The organism is Exiguobacterium sp. s40, from assembly GCF_018617905.1.
GTDB classification, from domain to species: domain Bacteria; phylum Bacillota; class Bacilli; order Exiguobacteriales; family Exiguobacteriaceae; genus Exiguobacterium; species Exiguobacterium mexicanum_A.
In genome coordinates this window covers 1-19,917 of sequence record NZ_JACSLC010000004.1, presented here as the reverse complement: position 1 = coordinate 19,917, position 19,917 = coordinate 1, and the positions used below count along the sequence as shown (strand labels likewise).

Below are 19,917 nucleotides of genomic sequence, written 5' to 3'. Positions count from 1 at the left end.
AGCGCCCGGGCCTTGTTTATGAGCTTGTCCTTCTGTCTGACACGCTTATAAGTCGCGTGTCAGACAGATGCGGTCACGCAAGGCGAGCCCGTCCTCTTCGATTGGCGGATAACCATGGCTCGGGAAGTAGTCGCGCTCGACCGAGTCGAAGCGGAAGCCAGCTTGTTGATAAAATCGCAACTGGACGATGCTCGAGTTGCCCGTACAGACGAGCATCTGCTTCGCACCGCTTTGCTCGGCCCGACGAATCGCGTCTTGGAGCAGCCGTTGTCCGATCGTCTGGTTTTGCCGCTCCGGCTTCACGGCGATATTGACGAGCTCGAGCAGCGTTTCACTGCGCCGCACCAACATATACGCTCCGACGCGTTCTCCGCCGAGCGTCGCTTCATATGTCTCTCCCGCTTCATACTGGTCACGCACCATCGCCTCATTCGGATTGGCCAAGACGAGCAAGTCCCGGACACGGTCGTAGGAGCCGTTGATCCCAATCTGAAGATCAGGTCTCACTTCCGGCGCCACTCCTTTGGCGATGACATAGTGTTTGACGACATCTTTGACGAACGTCTCGCTACCGGCAAGGACCGACGTCTTCCCGTCATAACGGACCGGTTCCCCGTAAATTGAGACGACTCTGCCTCCGACTTCCTCGACGAGCAGTTTTCCAGCCGCATAATCCCACGGCATATTCCGCATCGTGATGTACCCGTCGACCCGACCCGCGGCGAGCCACGCAAGTTCGAGTGACGCGGCGCCATGGGCCCGCGTGCCGACCGAGTCGCGCACGATTGGGGCGAGTACTTCCGGAGCGATCTGCTGATTCGGTGTGACCCAAGTCGCGTTCATGCTCAGGAAGGCGTCACGGACATGATGTTCTTGGATGGCCGGAAGCTTACGACCGTTCAGCGTCGTCCCAACGCCGCGACGTGCCACGAACAGCTCATCCGCCATCACATCATAGACGAAGCCGTATTCGACGACCCCATCGATCATGACGGCCACTGAGATGGCGAACATGCGCTTCTGATGGATGAAGTTCAACGTCCCATCGATCGGATCGACAAACCAGACCGTTCCGGACAAGTCGTCCGGTCCTGTCGAGATCCCTTCTTCCCCGATAATGTGATGCTCGGGGTACGTTTCACGGATACGGTCGACAATCAACTGTTCGACGGCTCGATCGATTTCTGTGACCAAATCCCCTTTACCTGTCTTTCGTTCGATGCGATAGCTCTCATCGATTTTTTGCCGAATATATTCCCCTGCTTGTTTAATCAAGTCAATCGCGAACCATTCCAACATATTTATCACCTCTATTATGTATTGTACCAAACAAAAACCAGTATCCGCATGGAATACTGGTTGAATGAGTGGTTGTGGGTCAGGCTTCGAGACGCAAAAGTTCTTGGCGATATTTCTCTAACCGATGCTTGCTAGCCTGGACAGTGGCATCGTCTTGTGACGCCATCGCATCGAAGAGAGTTGCCAATTCATAATCAATCTCTAAGCGCAGCACCGGAATCCGTTTTTCTGCGTCTTTTCTTTTAAATGCCTCGATCACTTGTTTCATGAGATGCCACACTCCTTTAGTTGGGCTACAAGTTACGGTTTAGTGAGTTGAATTGAGTATATCAGATGAGATTCAAAAAGGAAAGATAATTGTCTGACTATTTTGAATTTTTTATCTTAGTGAGTATATTCCCATTTCAACTGACGCTAAACCTGAAATAACTGTTAATAATATGTACCCTATTTAAAAGACAAATAACAAAAAAAGCATGAGAAAACTGTTCTGTTCTCCCATGCTTTCCAGCAGTTACAATTTTATAATCTTTGCATTTGATTTTAAGGCCGCTTGGACCGTACGATAGGTAGAGTATCCCGTCTGTTCGTCGTGCACGGCGCTCAGTTGTTTTTCTTCTGATTTCGATGTCACGATTTGTTTGAACGACCGATACGCATCCAAAAACGTTTCGCGGTCGACACCGCCTTCATTGGCAAGGGCGACTTGATTATAGAACTCGACGACTTCTATGAGCTCATCCGTCGTCCAGTCCGGATTAATCGGATAGTTGATTTGCATATTCTTCACCTCGACAACCATTGTATCAACAAAAAAAACTATTGCAAGTTGGGATAGAAATCACTATAGTTTTTTTGTTGCATTGTTTTTTAAAACGAAACGTCTAAAATGACATGAGATTGAACTTAAACCGACAACCCATATACACACTGCATCAAGGAGGACTTACTATTGAAACTTAAAGGTGCTACACAGCTCGAGACACCGCTCTTTGACACGTTGCTCACGCACGTGGACACGAATCCAATCGCATTCCACATCCCAGGCCATAAAGGCGGGAAAGGAATGGACCCTGAGTTCCGCGACTTCATCGGCGAGAACGCTTTGAAGATCGACCTGATCAACATCGCCCCGCTCGATGACCTTCATCATCCGAAAGCGGCGATTGCCGAGGCCGAGCGCCTCGCAGCCGAAGCGTTCCGTGCCGACGAGACGTTCTTCTCAGTTCAAGGGACATCAAGCGCCATCATGGCAATGATCATGGGCGTCGTCGGACCAAACGAGAAGATCATTGTGCCGCGCAACGTCCATAAATCTGTTATGTCCGCGCTCGTCTTGACCGGGGCCCACCCTGTCTTCATTCACCCTGAATATGATGAGACATACGGAATCGCCCACGGAATCACGGCAAGTGCCGTCGAACGCGCCCTCGAGATGCACCCTGACACGAAAGCCGTCCTCGTCATCAACCCGACTTACTTCGGGATCGCTGGTGATTTAGAACGGATCGTCGCCGTCGCCCATGCCCAAGACGTACCTGTCCTCGTCGATGAGGCACACGGTGTCCACTTGCCGTTCCACGACGAACTCCCGCTCTCGGCGATGCAGGCCGGCGCGGACGTTGCGGCAACGAGTGTGCACAAACTCGGCGGCTCGATGACCGGGAGTTCCATTTTGAACGTCCGCCGCGGACTCGTCTCATCAGAACGGATTCACGCGATGCTCTCGATGATCACGACGACATCGACGTCTTACCTCCTCCTCGCGTCGCTCGATGCGGCCCGTCGCCAATTGGCGACAAAAGGAGAGTCGATGAACGAACGTGCCCTCACGCTCGCACGTACGGCTCGTACGGCCATCGACAACATGCCGCACTTGTCGGTCTACGGTCACGCCGAACTCCATTCAGAGTCGACGTACGCGCTCGACGAGACGAAAATCCTCGTCTCGGTCCGCGAGCTCGGGATCACCGGCTTTGAAGTCGAGAAGTACTTGCGCGAGACGCACCGCATCGAAGTCGAGATGTCAGATCTGTTGAACGTCTTGTTCATCGTGACGAGCGCCGACGACGAGTCGACGATTCAAGCGTTGATTGACGGGATGCGTGACGTCGTATCGGTCTACGACCAGTCTGGAAACGATTCGTTGTCGATCATGCTCCCTGAGATCCCGCCACTCGCGCTCAGCCCGCGTGACGCCTTCTACGAGGAAACGGAGACGATTCCACTCGAGAACGCCGTCGGACGCATCTCGGCCGAGTTCATCATGGTATATCCACCAGGAATCCCAATCATTATTCCGGGAGAGCTCATCACGACATCGACGCTCGAATATATTATGGCCAACATCGAGGCCGGTCTACCGGTCCAAGGTCTAGAAGACGAGTCGCTCCAAATGATTAAAGTCATCCAACAAACAAAAGCTATCCGCTAAGACGAAAGCGAGCCGGTCCAATGGACCGGCTCGCTTTGTGTCATCAGAAGAAAAGGTGGCTTATGATGATCGAATTGCTTCCCCTACGTTCCATTATAAGAAAACGCTTACATTTTTTCAAGGGGTGAATTTTCAGTTTGGTTGGATTCAGTCTCATTTTCAGTTAGACAAAGGCGTAAAAACTCGGCGACGTGTCCGGTGTCTCGCAAGGCGATGCCGAGCATCGGATAGAGCTGTCTCGGTTCTTCGAGCGCATGGACGTCAAGAAGGGCAGACTGTCCGGTCTGCATGCAGACGACGAGCACTTTCCCCATAAATTGATGTGTGTACACAAAACCGAAATCATAACGTGACGTCTCTGTCTCGATCCCCGTGAATCGGACGCGGCTCGTCTCAGAGACGGTGTATAACAATTCTTCATCGAACGCCATCATCGTTCCCTCCTTTCTCACTTCATTCTTTATTTTCCTTTATACTGAACGTACGAAACATAAGGAGGACGACTGATGAAGATTCGAAAAGCGAATGAACAAGATTGCCTTGTCCTGGTAGCTCTCATGCGACAACTATGGCCAGACGCCCCCGTTGCTGAACTGACCCCTGAGGTCCGGCTCGGGATCCGCTCCGGCAAGATGCACTATTTTATCGCGGAAACGGATGAACCGGTCGGATTTTGTCAGCTCAGCTTCCGTCATGACTATGTCCCTGGCACCTCCACCTCCCCGACCGCGTTTATAGAAGGGATTTACGTCGTCGAAGCCGCGCGGCAGCAGGACGTGGCGACACGCCTCGTCGAAGCGGCCTCCGCGTTCGCCCGGTCGAAAGGATGCGACGAGCTCGCTTCGGATACGGAAATCGAAAACCTCGGCAGCCAACAATTCCATGAACGGATTGGCTTTCAAGAAGTCGAACGGACCGTTCATTACGTGAAAAAGCTCTCTCGCGAGTAAGCGAGAGAGCTTTTGACTTATTTAACGACGTGGATTGGCATACCCATTGCGATTTCTGCCGCTTCCATTGCCATCTCACCGAGTGATGGGTGAGCGTGGATTGTAAGCGCGATATCTTCTGCAGTCATGCCTGCTTCGATGGCGAGACCAAGCTCAGCAATCATATCTGAAGCGCCTGTACCCGCGATTTGAGCACCGATCAAGAGACCGTCCTCTTTACGCGTGATGAGCTTCATGAAGCCGTCTGGCTCGTCGAGAGCGAGGGCACGGCCGTTCGCTGCGAATGGGAATTTCGATACAGTGATCTCAAGTCCTTCTTCTTTTGCGAGTGGCTCTGTGTAACCGACTGTTGCAAGTTCAGGGTCAGTGAAGACGACCGCTGGAATTGCTGAGTAGTCGAGGTATGATGGCTTACCGGCAGCTGCCTCCGCTGCAACTTTCGCTTCGTAAGAAGCTTTGTGCGCGAGCGGTGGTCCTGGTACGATGTCGCCGATTGCGTAGATGTTTTCATTCGACGTCTTGCACTGGTCGTCGATTTCGATGATGCCGCGGTCGCTGATTTTAACTTCCGCGTTTTCGAGACCGATGTCGCCAGTGTTTGGACGACGGCCGACTGTGACGAGGACGTAGTCCGCTTCAACAGACTGCTCTTCGCCATTCACTTCAAACTTAACTGTTACGCCGTCTTCTGTTTCCTCGACGCCTTTTGCAAGAGCGTTCGTGTGAATCGTGACGTTACCTTTTTGTTTGAGTTTCTTCTTGACGATTTGCGTCATTTGCGGCTCGAAGCCAGACAAGATGTCGCTTGCGCCTTCAACGACGACGACTTCTGTATCGAAGTTCGCGTACGCTGTGCCAAGCTCCATACCGATGTAACCGCCGCCGATGACGACAAGTTTCTTCGGTACTTCAGGAAGAGCCAATGCGCCAGTTGAAGAAAGGACGCGTTTTGACCATTTGAACGATGGGATCTCGATTGGTGTCGAACCAGTCGCGATGATCGCTTTTTTGAACTTGTAAGGAGTCGAGCTGTCTTCTGTGATAACACGAACTGTGTCTTCAGATGCGAAGAAAGCCTCACCTTGAACGATGTCAATCTTGTTACCTTTCAAAAGGCCTTTGACGCCGCCAGTCAATTTGTTGACGACCGACTGTTTCCAGTCTTGGACTTTTGTGAAGTCGACTGATACGTTGTCAGACGTGATACCCATTGACGAGTGACCTTTTGCGTGCTGGAAGTTGTGACCAGCCGTGATCAACGCTTTTGATGGGATACAACCGACGTTCAAGCAAACGCCACCAAAGTTACCTTTTTCGACGATTGTGACTTTGAGGCCAAGTTGTGCGCCACGAATGGCTGCGACGTATCCACCAGGACCGGCGCCGATGACAAGCAAATCAGTTTCTTGTGCGAATTCTCCTACTACCATGTTCTTATCCCTCCATCATTAGAAGTGCTGGATCTTGAAGCAAGCGTTTCACCATGTTGAGTGCGTTTTGAGCAGTCGCACCGTCGATGAGGCGGTGGTCAAAGCTGAATGAGAGGGCGAGGACTGGTGCCGCGACGATCTCACCGTCTTTAACGACAGCTTTTTCAGCGATACGGCCGATACCGAGAATCGCAACTTCTGGGTGGTTGATGACAGGTGTGAACCATTGTCCGCCAGCAGAACCGATGTTCGTGATTGTGATCGATCCGCCTTTCATGTCGTCCCCAGCAAGTTTGCCTTCACGTGCTTTACCGGCAAGCTCATTGATGTTTGTAGCGAGTGCGTAGATTGACTTACGGTCCGCTTCTTTGACGACAGGAACAACGAGACCGTTGTCCGTATCAGCAGCGATACCGATGTTGTAGTAGTTTTTGTAGACGATCTCTTCGTTGACATCATCGATTGATGCGTTGATGGCTGGGTAAGCTTTCGCTGCAGCTGTCAATGCTTTAACGACGAATGGCAAGTACGTGAGTTTCACGCCTTGGTCAGCAGCCACTTGTTTGAACTCTTTACGGAGTGCGACGAGTTTCGTGACGTCAACTTCGTCCATGAGTGTAACGTGTGGAGCTGTATGCTTCGAGTTGACCATTGCTTTCGAGATCGCTTTACGGATTCCACGGATTTTCTCGCGCGTTTCGAGTTCAGGCGTCGCTGACTCGTAAGGCTTGATTTCCGTTTTAGCAGCTGCTGGAGCTACAGATTCTGTTTTCTCTGTTGTAGCTTCGGCTGTTGGTGCTTCACCGTTTGCGAATGCATCGATGTCTTCTTTCAAGACGCGGCCGTTGTCGCCAGAACCTTTGACTTCACGGATGTCGACGCCTTTTTCACGAGCGTACTTGCGGATTGAAGGCATAGCGATGACGCGCTCCGATTTGTGAAGTTGTACTTCACGCGGGCCGTCTTCTTTTACGTCTTCTTTCACGTCTTCCGTCTTCTCTTCAGCTTTTGGCTGTTCAGGAGCTGCTTCCTCTTCGCCTGCTGGCGCGTCACCTTCGATATCGAACGTGATGAGGACGTCACCGACGACCGCAACTGTACCTTCAGAGACTTTAACGTCTTTAACTGTACCATCAACTGGAGCAGGGATTTCAACGACGGCTTTGTCGTTTTGAACTTCAAGAAGAATGTCATCTTCTTTTACTGTGTCCCCTGCTTTTACGAACCACTTGACGATTTCACCTTCGTGAATTCCTTCACCGATGTCTGGTAATTTAAATTCAAATACTGCCACTGGTTTTTCCTCCCATCAATTCATCATGTAAACACAACGAGGGAGACAATTCTCCCTCATCGTTACTTGAACACGATCAGAAGTTGATAACTTCCTTAACTTTTGCAACGACATCTTTATGGTCAGGTAACCATGCGTCTTCCCCTTGTGCGAAAGCGAAGACCGTGTCTGGTGCAGTTACACGAAGCACTGGTGCCTCGAGGTGAAGAATTGCGCGTTCTTGAATTTCAGTTACGACGTTTGCCGCAATACCTGCTTGACGTTGTGCTTCTTGAACGACGATGGCGCGACCAGTCTTTTTGACTGATTCGACGATTGTGTCGATATCAAGCGGGCTAACTGTCATAAGGTCGATGACTTCGACGTTGATGTCTTCTTTCTCAAGCTCTTCTGCCGCTTTGAGTGACGTGTGGACCATTGCACCGTAAGTGATGATCGAAACGTCAGTTCCTTCGCGCTTCACGTCTGCTTTTCCAAGCTCGATCGTGTAGTCGCCTTCAGGAACTTCGCCACGGAATGAACGGTAAAGTTTCATGTGCTCGAGGAATACGACTGGGTCGTTGTCACGGATCGATGCGATCAAAAGACCTTTAGCATCGTAAGGCGTTGACGGGATGACGACTTTAAGACCAGGTGTCTGAGCCATCAAGCCTTCAAGGCTGTCCGCGTGAAGTTCTGGTGTTTTAACACCGCCACCGAATGGTGAACGGATTGTAACCGGTTGGCTGTAAGCGCCGCCTGAACGGTAACGCATACGTGCCATTTGAGCAGCAACCGAGTCGAAGACTTCGAAAACGAATCCGAAGAACTGAACTTCCATGATTGGACGGAAGCCTGTCAGACCAAGACCGATTGCAAGACCACCGATACCCGACTCAGCGAGCGGCGTATCGAAGACACGGTCTTCGCCGAACTCATCTTGAAGTCCTTCCGTCGCACGGAAGACCCCACCGTTTTTACCAACGTCTTCTCCGAAGAGAAGTACTTTCTCGTCGCGCTTCATTTCTACGCGCATCGCATCAGTAATCGCTTGGATCATTGTCATTTGAGCCATAACTTACTTCGACTCCTTTGCTGTATATTCTTCAAGCTGCTCTTTCAAGTTTGAAGGAAGTGTTTCGTACATGTTGTTGATGAAGTCCGAAACTTTTTGTTTTGGTTCTTTGTCGGCGAGGCTGATCGCTTCTTTCACGTCTGCTTTCGCTTGCTCGATGACTTCGTTTTCCATGTCTTCGTTCCAAAGCTTCTTGCCTTCGAGGAAGAGGCGGAAACGTACGAGCGGATCTTTCTCTTGGTACTCTGTATCGAGTTCTTTCGTACGGTAACGTGTTGGGTCATCCCCAGCGAGTGTATGTGGTCCGTAACGGTATGTGAGTGCTTCGATGAGCGTCGGAGTTCCATCAAGTGCGTCTTTACGCGCTTGTTGTGTTGCGGCGAGGACAGCAAGAACGTCCATTCCGTCAACTTGAATTCCGTTGATTCCCGCTGCGACAGCTTTTTGCGCGATCGTTTTAGCTGCAGTTTGCTTCTCAACAGGTGTCGAGATAGCGAAGCGGTTGTTTTGAACGACGAAGATGGCTGGTGATTTGAATGCACCTGCGAAGTTCAATCCTTCGTAGAAGTCACCTTGTGATGAACCACCGTCACCCGTGTAAGTAATGGCGACGTTTGTGTTGCCGTTGCGTTTGAGGCCCATCGCCACACCCGCAGTTTGGATGATTTGTGCCCCGATGATGATTTGTGGCATCAAGACGTTAACGTCTTCAGGAATACGGTTACCTGCGACGTGACCACGTGAGAACAAGAACGCTTGATAAAGCGGAAGTCCGTGGAATACGAGTTGCGGGATATCACGGTAGCCTGGAAGAATCCAGTCTTGTTTGTCGAGCGCATATTGCGTCCCGATCATCGTTGCTTCTTGACCAGCCACTGGCGCGTAGAAACCTAGGCGTCCTTGACGGTTGAGCGAGATGGCACGTTGGTCCCAGATTCGTGTATAAACCATGCGGCGCATAAGCTCCTGAAGTTGCTCGTCCGTTACATCGGGCATTGCGTCTTGGTTGACGACCTCGCCCTTCTCGTCGAGAATACGGAACGTTTGGAAGTTTTCTTCCACGTTTTGAAGTACCTGAACGTTGTTCATTCGTTTCACCTCATCCTTTCAACTATGAGACAATTGTCTTTTTTGTGATCAAACACTACCTCAAATCTTAAGTGTATCTGTCCAAAAAAGCAATCTGTATTAACGTGATTCAGGAAAGTTACACTTATCCTGCCGTTTCCTAGTCAGTATAAAACGGGTTGTTATAATAACGCAAAAAATATGCTCACTCTATAAAAACGCTTACATCAACACATCTTTTCCCTTATTTCGCCTCTGTATCATTTTCATTTCACCTTCTGTACCATCTAAGCGAAATGACTAATAAATATGATATAATTGGTCATATCGCAATGGGAAAGGAAGTTTTGCATGTTAACGATGAAAGATGTGATTCGTGAAGGAGACGAGCGGCTCCGCGCCCGCTCAATCGAAGTGCCGGTCCCACCGACGGCAGAAGACCTCGCACTACTCGACGAGATGGAGACGTTCCTCGTCAATAGTCAGGATCCAGAGATGAGCGCGAAGTATGAACTTCGGGGCGGTGTCGGCATCGCCGCACCACAACTCGGCGTCAATCGCCGCTTTTTCACGGTCCTGCTCCACGAAGAAGAAGAGACGTTCAAACTATCCATCTTCAATCCGAAGATTACGAGCCACTCGGTCGAACAGACGTACTTGAATGGCGGTGAAGGCTGTCTATCTGTCGACCGTGTCGTCAAAGGCAACGTGCCCCGATACCGACGCATCACGATTGAAGGGTTCGACCGTGACGGCGCCCCGATTAAATTGCGGCTCCGCGGTATGCGCGCCATCGTCTGTCAACATGAGCTCGACCATTTAGATGGGGTGCTCTTTTACGACCGCATCAACACGACCAACCCGTTAGAGACCTACGGTGAGCCGATTTGAGGTGACGAGCTTGAAGAAAAAGGCACTGTTGTTAGTATTCCCATTTCTGTTTCTTTTAATCGGGGGATGTGTCCGAATCGAATATGATGCGACCGTCCACTACGACCAATCGGTCACGTTAGAGACGACGTATGCTTTCCGCGACCATCCGGTCATGAAGCTGCTCAATTTGCGGCTCGATTGGGATACATGGAAACAACAGGCGAATGAGAACGGATATGCGACACGTGACTACTCGAGTCAAGACGACTATGAAGGCATGGTGCTCAAGAAGACGTTCGACAACGTCGATGACCTCCAAAACATTAAAGAGGAGTGGAAGACCGGTCCGGCCGGTATCCTCGTCCCACCTGATATGAAGTTTGATGTCGACAAAGAAGATGGGATTTGGTTTGACTCATACGTCATGAACACGAACCTCGACCTGCGGCTCGACCGCGTCGATTTGCCAGGTCTGAATTTAAGCGGCTCCCCGAAACAACTGGCCGAACGTTACGTTCGTCAAGCCGATATCCGGTTCAATCTGACCGTGCCGACCGGGGTGTTCGTCGAAGACGGTACTGGACTCGATGTACGGTCGATGAAACATGTCGAGTGGCAAGTGTACGGTGGCCGTCAAAACAACATGACGCTCGTCGCCCACGTGCCGAACGTCAAGGCGTGGATTATCACAGGCGTCATCATCGTCGTCCTTGGCCTAGTCGCTTTCTTTGTTTGGCGGAAATATCGTCAAAATGTCGGTAATCCGGACAAGACGTCGATTCGTTCTCGCATCTTCGGAAGCTTCATCCTCGTCTTGACCCTCGCGTTGATTATCGTGACGATTCGAGAAGAGTTGACGACGGAACGGAAATCTGAGGCGATTCGCCAAGCGGCGCAGACGGACGAGTTCATCCCGACGTTCGCCGTTCACGGCTTGCTCGGGACCGACCGCACATTCCTCCGCTTCTCGCAGTATATGGAACAGCGTGGGCTGGCGAAAGATGGTGCCCTCTGTACCGTGACGGTGAAAGGCGCGGCCGATTGCGTCATCAATGACTACAGCTCGAACCGACCGATTGTCCGGATTGAATATGAGGATGCCGAGGCATCGCTCAACAACCAGACGAAGTGGTTGAACGCCGCCATCGAACGCTATAAACAGGAACGAAACCGTTCGTTCGACCGGATGTATTTGATCGGTCACAGCATGGGCGGTGTGGCGGCAGCGAACTATATCTTGAATCAAGACGAATACATCGTCGATAAGTTCGTGACGTATGATAGTCCGTTCGCCGGAACACGACTTGCCAACTTCGGTCTGTCCGCCAGTAATTTCGGGATCAATACCGGCAGTCCTGCCATCCGGGACTTGTCCCCGAGTTCTGACGGGTTGCAGGCGTTCCAAGAAAAACTTGAGACGTGGCCACGCTCCGTCCAAGTGTTCTCCTTCTCGGGACGCGGTGGCGAGTTCAACTTGATTGAGCCAGCGAGTTCGCTCTTGCTCGAAGAATATACGAACAACATCGAGACGAAAACCGTCCCATACGATCACTTCTCGCTCCACCGGAAGACAGACGTCCTCCGCGACACGGGCCGGTTCCTTTACGAGTTCACGAACGAATTCAATCCAGTCGAAACGAAATGATGAAAACCCGCTCTCTTTGTGAGAGCGGGTTTTGTTCGTCGTCATGTCGATGGTAGCCCGTCCACAACAAAGTCCACCTTCACAGGAAGGCGGGCTTGTGTCAGTAGGTCATCGTCCAAGTGAGTTTCTGGATCCAATAAATCACATACTTTCCGATTGGCAAGTCGGTCTGAATCTCATCATAGGCGAGCGTATATGTTCCTTGCTCGTTGTTCCAGAGACGCTTGAAGTACCCGTCGACCTCGCGGATGAACGCTGTCTCCTCGGTCGTGACGACTTCAACGTCCGCTTCGAGGTTATAGTCGTTCATGTTCCGGGTCGTATAGTTGCCCGACCCGATGACGACGACTCGACGGTCCCCTTCCACGTACAGCATCTTCGGGTGGTACTGCTCTTCGCCGACTTCGTACCACCGAATCTCGATTTGCTCCGGGTTCACCGTGTTCAATTCCGCGGCGATCGGCAAGTTCGGCAATCCTGACTTGTCGCGCCCGAACGCGTTCGTATTCGGGTCAAGAATCAGTTTGACGAAGACGCCGCGCTCGGCGGCCTCATGAATGGCTTGAATGATGTTTCGGTCGGCCAAGTAGAACATGCCGATCCAAATCGTCTCACCTGATTCCGCTTCTTCCATCGCCTTGATGACGGCGTCCTGAATCTTGGATTCCGTGACGTAGCGGATTTGCATCGGGCCTTCCGAAGGCTCGTCGCGCAGATTCGCGAGTTTCTCCTCGCTCGGGAAACGTTCGGCATCCCCTTTCGAGAACGTCGCGATCGCTTCCTCCCCTTCGAGGATGTCCGCTAAAATCGGGCCATCGAGCCGCACCCCGACGTTTGAATGATACCCGCTCGCATCGTGTGGGTTGGCCGATAAGACGAAGCCGTCATTCTCGGTCACCATCACTTTGCGGTGGTTCGCTTTCACGTTCAACAGCCGTAAATACGACCGGATCGTGATGTCCGGTGCCGATTTTGCCATCGGGTTCGGCAACCAGCCGTTCTGGCTGTCCCCGAACCATTGGAACCCGATCCGATACAGCGTCGAGTATAAGATGTTCGGGTCGCGGAGCGCATCGAGGTTCGTGTAAACGATCTCGGCGCCCGCTTCCTTCAAGACGTCGAGATGATCGGACGCATGACCGTTATACGTCGTATTGATCTCATCGGTGATCAAGACGACGTTCATGTCCGGATAGGCTTTCATCTGTTCGAGCAAGGCCGATGATAGACTGACCGTGATGTCTGGATATTGTCGGTCTTCATTCGAATATGGGTTGAATAAGAAAAAGTCCATGACGATATATTCCCGCGCCTCGCGGATTGACCGCTCGACGTCTTGAAAGATCTCTTGCTCGTTCACTTCCGTGTCTTCCCCTTGATACGTCAAATCAAATAAAAAATCGATTTGGTCATCCGAAATCGCGACCGGTTCCGACGCACGCGACACGCCGTCCGGCAACGGTTTGACTTGATGGTATACCATCGTGATGAGGAAAAGTAAGGCAAATGCGGCCAGGCCCCATTTCAACCAACCTTTCTTCCGTTTCTTGCGTTCCATCAGGCACCATCTCCTTATATTGTAGTCCTCTAAAAAACGGGCTGTAGTCCCCTACAGCCCGCTCGGTCATACTTCCATGATGATCGGAAGAACCATTGGGTGTCTTCGTGTTTTTTGTGCCAAGTATGGCGTGAGTGTATCCGAGACGAGTTGTTTCAACTCCGACCACTTCATCTGTTTGTTCGACAACCCTTGCTCGACCGTCTTCTTGAGCAAGCGCTCGCCGTCACGAATCAAGCTGCCCGATTCGCGCATATAGACGAAGCCACGTGAAATGATGTCTGGACCGGAGACGAGTTTACGCGTCTTGCCGTCGATGCTGATGACGACGACGACGAGTCCGTCCTCTGAAAGGATGCGGCGATCGCGCAAGACGATATTGCCGATGTCCCCGATGCCGTTCCCGTCCACATAAACCGCGTTAGCCGAGATTTTACCCGTGATGGCGGCCGAGTCGGCGTCGACGGCGAGCACTTCTCCGTTATCCATGATGAAGCTGTTTTCTTTCGGGATGCCGACCGACTCTGCGAGTTCAGCGTGTTTCACCAACATGCGGTACTCGCCGTGAATCGGCATAAAGAATTTCGGGTTCAGCAAACGGATCATGAGTAATTGCTCTTGTTGCGAACCGTGGCCCGACGTGTGGATGTTCGTCAACTTGCCGTAGACGACGTCCGCGCCGGCTTTATACAATTGGTCGATCGTCTTCCCGACCGAGATGGCGTTCCCCGGAATCGGTGACGACGAGAAGATGACCGTATCGCCAGGAATAACTGATACTTGGCGGTGTGTCCCGTTGGCGATGCGGCTGAGCGCTGCCATCGGCTCGCCTTGCGAACCAGTACAAAGGATTGCCACTTCGTGCGGCTCATAGTTCCGCATTTGATTCGCTTCGATGATCATGCCTTTTGGCACGTTGATGAAGCCGAGCTCTTGCCCGATCGTCATGACTTTGTCCATCGATCGACCGAAGATAGCCAAATGGCGGCCTGTCTCGGCACACGCATCGACGACTTGTTGCAGACGATAAATGTTCGAGGCGAACGTGGCGAAGATGATGCGGCCTTCCGCTTTCCGGAACGTCTCGCTGATCGTCCCGCCGACGACTTTCTCACTCATCGTGAAACCTTCGACTTCTGCGTTCGTCGAATCCGACAAGAGACAGAGCACGCCTTCTTTCCCGATGTCCGCCATCTTCGCGATGTCAGCCGGTTCGCCGACCGGTGTGAAGTCAAATTTGAAGTCACCCGTATGAACGATATTTCCTTGTGGTGTCTTGACGACGACACCGAGTGAGTTCGGGATCGAGTGGGTCGTCCGGAAGAACGAGATGCTCGTCTTACGGAATTTAACGATCGTATCCTCATCGATTTCGTGAAGTTCCGCTTCGCGGAGCAATCCATGCTCCTCTAACTTCACTTTAATCAAGCCGAGCGCGAGCTTCGTCGCGTAGATCGGCAATTTCACTTGTTTCAACAGGAACGGGATACCGCCGATGTGGTCTTCGTGACCGTGGGTGATGAACACCCCTTTGACTTTATCTTTGTTTTTAATCAAGTACGAGTAATCAGGGATCACGTAATCGATTCCAAGCAAGTCATCCTCCGGGAACATGATGCCCGCATCGATGACGATAATCTCATCTTGGAATTGAACGACGTACGTGTTCTTCCCGATTTCTCCGAGTCCGCCTAAGGCAAACACAGCTGTTTGGTGGTTCTTTACAAACTTCATTTAATCTCTCCTTACTACAAGTAGTTGATGTTCATCTATGTGATACATAAGTGATTCTCGCTATTAAAATTATGTCTCCGTAAGATTCTTTCTTCATTATAGCTTATATTGTGACAATATTTCACTAATGACGTTAGATTGAGGGCGGTTTCTCAATTTCATGTTATGCTTTTTAGTATAAAACTGACTTCATAAAGACAGAGAAAGCATGGTGAAACAACATGGAAGATAAGAAAGTAGTCTTTTTTGATATCGATGGGACGTTGCTCCACGAAGGGTCGTACATTCCACCTTCGACAATCAAAGCCATCGAACAACTCCGCGCGAACGGCGTCGAGACGTTTATCGCGACCGGTCGCGGTCCGGCGATGTTGTCGGACATCCCCGCACAAGTCGGGATTGAGAGTTTCGTCTGTTACAACGGACAAATCGTCGTCCATCAAGGTGAGGTCGTCTACCGAAATGCCTTACCGACAGATGCTCTCCACCGTCTGACAACGCATGCGGGCTCGAACGACCACACGCTCGTCTACCTAGGCCAAGATCGGGGCGGAGCGACGAAAGCAAACGACCATGTCGTCGAACAGTCGCTTGGAGAACTCGATATGCCGATCCCGACTTACGAACCGAACTTCCATATCGAACAAGCCGTCTACCAGACGTTACTTTACTGTACACCAGAAGAAGAGCATCACTACTTGGACGCGTACGGCGAATTTGATTTCATCCGTTGGCACCCCCACGCCATGGACGTCATCAATCGCGGGGCGAGCAAGGCCGATGGCATTCGCCACTTCATCGAGGCGAACGGGTACAGGCTCGAAAACACGTATGCGTTCGGCGACGCCTTGAACGACTTGGCAATGCTCGAATACGTCGGGACCGGTATCGCGATGGGCAACGCCCGGACCGAGGCGAAAGAAGTTGCGGACTTTGTCACAAAGTCGATTCTCGAGGATGGCATCGAGTACGGCTTAAAACAAATGAAGCTCATCTAAAAAAAACGAGAGGCGCGCGCCTCTCGTTTTTATCTAGACCGAAGGGTACGTTCGAGTCGGTCCAAGTCTGTATCTTTGCCGATAATAATCAAGATATCTTCTGGCAGAATCATCTCGTCGGCTTGCGGGGAGATGATGACGTCGTCGTCGCGGCGAACGGCGACGATGTTGACGCCGTATTTAGCACGGAGGTCCAAGTCGATGAGCGACTTGTTCGACAACTTATCCGACGCTTTGATTTCAACGATCGAGTGCTCGTTCGAGAGTTCGAGGTAGTCGAGGATGCTTTGACTCATCAACCCGTTCGCGATCCGAACACCCATGTCGCGTTCCGGGTGGACGATGTTATCAGCTCCGATGCGGCGCAACACTTTCTCGTGATAATCGTTCGTCGCCTTCACGGTAATGATTTGAACGCCAAGCTCTTTCAAAATGAGCGTCGTCAAAATCGAGGCTTGAATGTTTTCCCCGATCGCCACGATGACGTGCTCAAAGTTACGAATGCCGAGACTCTTCAATACGTTCTCGTCTGTCGTATCCGCGATGACCGCATGTGTCGCCAGTCCCATAAATTCGTTGACGCGTTCTTCATCGGCATCGATGGCCAACACATCATACCCGTTCGCCGACAATTCACGAACGATTGAGCCGCCAAATCGACCTAATCCGATGACTGCAAATTCACCTGTCATAATTTCATACATCCCTTTCCTACGCTGTTTCTGTTCCCGATTCTTCGTACAGTGTAACCGATTCCCTCCAAAAAAACTATACAAAAAAAGACCGGAATCATCCGGTCTTATGCTTTACCACTCGAACGCTTTCCGCGTACATAGTCATTGTCGAACAAGAACAGGCGAAGTAAGAGATACAGCGCCGGTACGAGGAGGAGCAATCCGAGGATGAAGACGACGACGAGTGCGACCGCCATCGATTCGTTGACGACGCTTCCGTTGATGTCGATGTACGGATAAAGGATATATGGCAAGTGCGTATAACCATATCCGAACCAAGCCATGAAGAATTGACCCATGACCATCAAGAAAGCGAGGCCGTAGTTCCGCTTCAAGTAGACGAATGAAACCGCTACGACGAAGAAGATGAAACTTGCGGCGAACCACCACCAGTTGCCTGCCAAAATGCTCTCATAATGCCAAGCCGCCTGCGACTTCAACCCGAAGAAGACGAGGCCCGAGGCAATAATCGTCGGCACGCTCCAGAACAAGGCCCACTTCCGAACGAGCGGGACCGCTTGAACGTCACGCGCTTTGTCCGCGTAGAATAAAAGGAACATAGCACTGATGTAGAGCACCGACACGATTGCCAAGAAGACAACGGTCCATGAGTAGAAGTTGGTGAACAACTTCATGCCGTCAAAGAAGACGCCGGACTCGGTCTCATTGATGAACCCGCCTTGACTGACCGTGAGGACGGTCGACATCGAGGCTGGGATCAAGAGGCCGGTTGCCCCGTACAAGAACATGTAAAACGTGCTCTCTTTTGAACCGTAGTTGGCGAACGCATAGAAGCTCCCGCGAATCGCCAACAAAATCAAGACGACCGAAGCCGGAACGAGAAGTGCTGTCCCGTAATAGTAGGCCGTATCCGGGAAGAACCCGACGATTCCAACGAAGAAGAAGACGAAGAAGACGTTCGTCACTTCCCAAGTCGGTGACAAGTACCGCTGAATCAGACGGTTGATCATGTGGTCACGCTTCGTGTACTTACTATAGAAAGCGAAGAAGCCGGCACCGAAATCAATCGATGCGACGATGAGATAGCCGTACAAAAACGTCCATAGTACGGCAATCCCTAGTTCTTGAATCTGCATGTCATACCCTCCGATCACACTTCATCCGCGAACATCGCTTCACCGCGATGCTCCGATTGTTTTAGTTCTTTCCCTACTGGGTTGTCCTTGAACAGACGAGTCAAGACGAGCACCGTGACTACGCCAAGAACTGCATACAGGATCGCAAAGGCGATAAGCATCCAACCGACGTTCGCTGATGTCGTGGCCGCTTCACTCGTGCGCATCAAATCATAAAGCGCCCAAGGTTGACGACCGAACTCGGCGAAGAACCAGCCGAACTCGATGGCCATCATCGCGAGCGGACCACCCGCTGCGATGGCGATGAGCATCGGTTTACTGAATTGCGGTAGCCGCTTGATATAACGTCCGAGGACGAACAAGAACGAAATCAGTGCGAGGAGCATCCCGATCCCGACCATCGCATCAAACAGATAGTGGATGAATAGCGGTGGCTGGTCTTCTTTCGCGAATTCATCAAGACCTGTTACCTCGTAGTTCGGTACGCCGCCAGCTAAGATGGACAAGGCGTATGGAATCTTCAAAGCGCCACGTACTTCGTAACCGCCTTCCCCGTCTTCCTCGAGCCAGCCGCCTAGGATAAGCTCAGCTTCCGAGGAGGTTTCAAAGTGCCACTCCGCAGCCGCCAATTTATCCGGCTGGTACTTCGCCAAGTATTTCCCTGAGAAGTCCCCGACAAGAGCAGTCGCGATTGCAAAGATGAGTGCGACGGTCATCGTCAAGCGAAGTCCTTTTTTGTGATACTCGATTGACAACTTGTCGAGCTGGTTCCGTCGCTGACGGAGCAACTGGACGGCCGCGATCGCCGCAAGGATGAACGCCGACGTCAAGATAGCTGACGTCAAGACGTGCGCCATTTTCGTTGGCATCGCTGGGCTGAACATCGCTTCAAGCGGGCTCACGTTGGCAAGCCGTCCGTCGACGATATCAAATCCGACCGGTTGGTTCATGAAGCTGTTCACGGTCGTAATGAAGAAACCTGAGAACAAGGCACCGACCGCGACCGGAATCCCGAGAAGCATATGGTGCCACGGGTTTTTAAATCGATCCCACGTGTACAAATAAATCCCGAGGAAGATCGCTTCAAAGAAGAACGCGAACGTTTCCATGAACAATGGGAGTGCGATCGTTTGACCGGCGACCCGCATCAAGTTCGGCCAAAGTAAGGACAGCTGAAGCCCGATTGCCGTACCCGTCACAACACCGACCGCTACTGTGACAACATAGCCCCGTGACCAACGACGGGCCATCAAGGTATATTTCGGATCTTTCTTTTTAATGCCTAGAAACTCTGCCAATAAAATTAAAAGTGGAACCCCGACGCCGATTGTGGCAAAAATCACGTGGAAACCCAACGTGAGTGCCGTTAACGCCCGGCTCATCAGGACAGGATCTTGAAACATCTATTGATTACCTCCTATCTCTCTCTAGCGCTTTAAACCAATGTCTATCGCGCAACATCACAGATGATTTCCCTTGGATACCCTTATCATAATGATTTTATATAGCGCTGTAATGTCTCAATGCTTGAGTTCGCAAAATGTTCACATTTGAGCATGATTAACAATATCGACGCTTTACAAGTCTTATTTACTTCCCGAATTTTTAACCGTTCACGCACAATTCAACACATTTTGCACAAAAAAAGCGGACATGGTCATAATCTGTACCCCTTGTAAAGGACAATAATAAAAAAACTTATGCTGATTCAAGGAGATGATTCCTGTACTGTACGGGAGTCATCTTTTT

18 protein-coding genes are annotated in these 19,917 nt (G+C 51.2%); 5 read left to right on the top strand and 13 right to left on the bottom strand.

The window, feature by feature from the left end:
- Window positions 1–45 precede the first annotated feature (45 nt).
- The 3 genes from KNP02_RS04700 to KNP02_RS04690 form a co-directional block, all read right to left on the bottom strand.
- Window positions 46–1,299 (bottom strand): inositol monophosphatase family protein, encoded by a 1,254-nt coding sequence (locus tag KNP02_RS04700; protein ID WP_214707372.1) that lies wholly within the window; start codon window positions 1,297–1,299, stop codon window positions 46–48.
- Window positions 1,300–1,378: 79 nt separating this feature from the next.
- Window positions 1,379–1,567, bottom strand: coding sequence for a hypothetical protein (locus KNP02_RS04695; RefSeq protein ID WP_015881266.1), 189 nt, complete (start codon window positions 1,565–1,567; stop codon window positions 1,379–1,381).
- Window positions 1,568–1,813: 246 nt separating this feature from the next.
- A complete protein-coding gene (locus tag KNP02_RS04690) occupies window positions 1,814–2,080 on the bottom strand; it encodes a UPF0223 family protein (protein WP_034777021.1) in 267 nt (88 codons plus the stop codon).
- A 171-nt stretch (window positions 2,081–2,251) separates the two neighbouring features.
- Between KNP02_RS04690 and KNP02_RS04685 the strand changes: the two genes are divergently transcribed.
- Window positions 2,252–3,733, top strand: a complete 1,482-nt coding sequence (locus KNP02_RS04685; RefSeq protein WP_214707370.1) for an aminotransferase class I/II-fold pyridoxal phosphate-dependent enzyme — start codon at window positions 2,252–2,254, stop codon at window positions 3,731–3,733.
- A gap of 107 nt (window positions 3,734–3,840) precedes the next feature.
- Here the strand turns inward: KNP02_RS04685 and KNP02_RS04680 are convergent, their stop codons facing one another.
- Window positions 3,841–4,164 (bottom strand): DUF3055 domain-containing protein, encoded by a 324-nt coding sequence (locus tag KNP02_RS04680; RefSeq protein WP_052090094.1) that lies wholly within the window; start codon window positions 4,162–4,164, stop codon window positions 3,841–3,843.
- Between the two features lie 75 nt (window positions 4,165–4,239).
- On the opposite strand from KNP02_RS04680, the gene aac(6') reads away from it, so the two are divergent.
- Window positions 4,240–4,683, top strand: a complete 444-nt coding sequence (gene aac(6') / locus KNP02_RS04675) for an aminoglycoside 6'-N-acetyltransferase (RefSeq protein ID WP_214707368.1) — start codon at window positions 4,240–4,242, stop codon at window positions 4,681–4,683.
- 17 nt (window positions 4,684–4,700) lie between these two features.
- Here the strand turns inward: aac(6') and lpdA are convergent, their stop codons facing one another.
- From lpdA to pdhA, 4 genes are all read right to left on the bottom strand, one after another.
- Window positions 4,701–6,113, bottom strand: a complete 1,413-nt coding sequence (gene lpdA, locus KNP02_RS04670; RefSeq protein ID WP_214707366.1) for a dihydrolipoyl dehydrogenase — start codon at window positions 6,111–6,113, stop codon at window positions 4,701–4,703.
- A gap of 4 nt (window positions 6,114–6,117) precedes the next feature.
- A complete protein-coding gene (locus tag KNP02_RS04665; protein ID WP_214707364.1) occupies window positions 6,118–7,407 on the bottom strand; it encodes a dihydrolipoamide acetyltransferase family protein in 1,290 nt (429 codons plus the stop codon).
- A gap of 76 nt (window positions 7,408–7,483) precedes the next feature.
- Window positions 7,484–8,461: an alpha-ketoacid dehydrogenase subunit beta gene (locus KNP02_RS04660; RefSeq protein ID WP_034777010.1), complete on the bottom strand. Its 978-nt coding sequence runs from the start codon at window positions 8,459–8,461 to the stop codon at window positions 7,484–7,486.
- A 3-nt stretch (window positions 8,462–8,464) separates the two neighbouring features.
- The gene (pdhA, locus tag KNP02_RS04655; RefSeq protein WP_034777009.1) at window positions 8,465–9,550 is read right to left on the bottom strand and encodes a pyruvate dehydrogenase (acetyl-transferring) E1 component subunit alpha; all 1,086 of its coding nucleotides are present in this window, start codon (window positions 9,548–9,550) and stop codon (window positions 8,465–8,467) included.
- A 330-nt stretch (window positions 9,551–9,880) separates the two neighbouring features.
- Between pdhA and def the strand changes: the two genes are divergently transcribed.
- Both def and KNP02_RS04645 read left to right on the top strand, forming a co-directional pair.
- Entirely contained in the window at window positions 9,881–10,420 is a 540-nt protein-coding gene (gene def, locus KNP02_RS04650; protein WP_021066993.1) for a peptide deformylase, read from the top strand.
- 1 nt (window position 10,421) lies between these two features.
- Window positions 10,422–12,047 carry an alpha/beta hydrolase gene (locus KNP02_RS04645; RefSeq protein ID WP_214707533.1) on the top strand — a complete coding sequence of 542 codons (1,626 nt, stop codon included), beginning with the start codon at window positions 10,422–10,424 and terminating at the stop codon, window positions 12,045–12,047.
- Between the two features lie 100 nt (window positions 12,048–12,147).
- Here KNP02_RS04645 and KNP02_RS04640 read toward each other — a convergent pair whose 3' ends face one another.
- Window positions 12,148–13,605, bottom strand: coding sequence for a phospholipase D family protein (locus KNP02_RS04640; protein WP_214707363.1), 1,458 nt, complete (start codon window positions 13,603–13,605; stop codon window positions 12,148–12,150).
- Between the two features lie 66 nt (window positions 13,606–13,671).
- Window positions 13,672–15,339 (bottom strand): ribonuclease J1, encoded by a 1,668-nt coding sequence (rnjA, locus tag KNP02_RS04635; RefSeq protein ID WP_214707361.1) that lies wholly within the window; start codon window positions 15,337–15,339, stop codon window positions 13,672–13,674.
- A gap of 221 nt (window positions 15,340–15,560) precedes the next feature.
- On the opposite strand from rnjA, the gene KNP02_RS04630 reads away from it, so the two are divergent.
- A complete protein-coding gene (locus tag KNP02_RS04630) occupies window positions 15,561–16,337 on the top strand; it encodes a Cof-type HAD-IIB family hydrolase (protein ID WP_034777002.1) in 777 nt (258 codons plus the stop codon).
- 29 nt (window positions 16,338–16,366) lie between these two features.
- On the opposite strand, the gene KNP02_RS04625 is transcribed toward KNP02_RS04630, so the two are convergent.
- The 3 genes from KNP02_RS04625 to KNP02_RS04615 form a co-directional block, all read right to left on the bottom strand.
- Window positions 16,367–17,029, bottom strand: coding sequence for a potassium channel family protein (locus KNP02_RS04625; protein ID WP_034779811.1), 663 nt, complete (start codon window positions 17,027–17,029; stop codon window positions 16,367–16,369).
- 107 nt (window positions 17,030–17,136) lie between these two features.
- A complete protein-coding gene (locus KNP02_RS04620; RefSeq protein ID WP_034777001.1) occupies window positions 17,137–18,168 on the bottom strand; it encodes a cytochrome d ubiquinol oxidase subunit II in 1,032 nt (343 codons plus the stop codon).
- Window positions 18,169–18,182: 14 nt separating this feature from the next.
- Window positions 18,183–19,571, bottom strand: a complete 1,389-nt coding sequence (locus KNP02_RS04615) for a cytochrome ubiquinol oxidase subunit I (RefSeq protein ID WP_034777000.1) — start codon at window positions 19,569–19,571, stop codon at window positions 18,183–18,185.
- Window positions 19,572–19,917: the final 346 nt, after the last annotated feature.

Coding starts and splice junctions, on each gene's coding strand:
- KNP02_RS04695 (WP_015881266.1), bottom strand. CDS start 1,567: ATGAAACAAGTGATCGAGGCATTTAAAAGAAAAGACGCAGAAAAACGG.
- def (WP_021066993.1), top strand. CDS start 9,881: ATGTTAACGATGAAAGATGTGATTCGTGAAGGAGACGAGCGGCTCCGC.
- KNP02_RS04615 (WP_034777000.1), bottom strand. CDS start 19,571: ATGTTTCAAGATCCTGTCCTGATGAGCCGGGCGTTAACGGCACTCACG.
- KNP02_RS04680 (WP_052090094.1), bottom strand. CDS start 4,164: ATGGCGTTCGATGAAGAATTGTTATACACCGTCTCTGAGACGAGCCGC.
- KNP02_RS04620 (WP_034777001.1), bottom strand. CDS start 18,168: ATGCAGATTCAAGAACTAGGGATTGCCGTACTATGGACGTTTTTGTAC.
- pdhA (WP_034777009.1), bottom strand. CDS start 9,550: ATGAACAACGTTCAGGTACTTCAAAACGTGGAAGAAAACTTCCAAACG.
- KNP02_RS04640 (WP_214707363.1), bottom strand. CDS start 13,605: ATGGAACGCAAGAAACGGAAGAAAGGTTGGTTGAAATGGGGCCTGGCC.
- KNP02_RS04660 (WP_034777010.1), bottom strand. CDS start 8,461: ATGGCTCAAATGACAATGATCCAAGCGATTACTGATGCGATGCGCGTA.
- KNP02_RS04690 (WP_034777021.1), bottom strand. CDS start 2,080: ATGCAAATCAACTATCCGATTAATCCGGACTGGACGACGGATGAGCTC.
- KNP02_RS04625 (WP_034779811.1), bottom strand. CDS start 17,029: ATGACAGGTGAATTTGCAGTCATCGGATTAGGTCGATTTGGCGGCTCA.
- rnjA (WP_214707361.1), bottom strand. CDS start 15,339: ATGAAGTTTGTAAAGAACCACCAAACAGCTGTGTTTGCCTTAGGCGGA.
- lpdA (WP_214707366.1), bottom strand. CDS start 6,113: ATGGTAGTAGGAGAATTCGCACAAGAAACTGATTTGCTTGTCATCGGC.
- KNP02_RS04700 (WP_214707372.1), bottom strand. CDS start 1,299: ATGTTGGAATGGTTCGCGATTGACTTGATTAAACAAGCAGGGGAATAT.
- KNP02_RS04630 (WP_034777002.1), top strand. CDS start 15,561: ATGGAAGATAAGAAAGTAGTCTTTTTTGATATCGATGGGACGTTGCTC.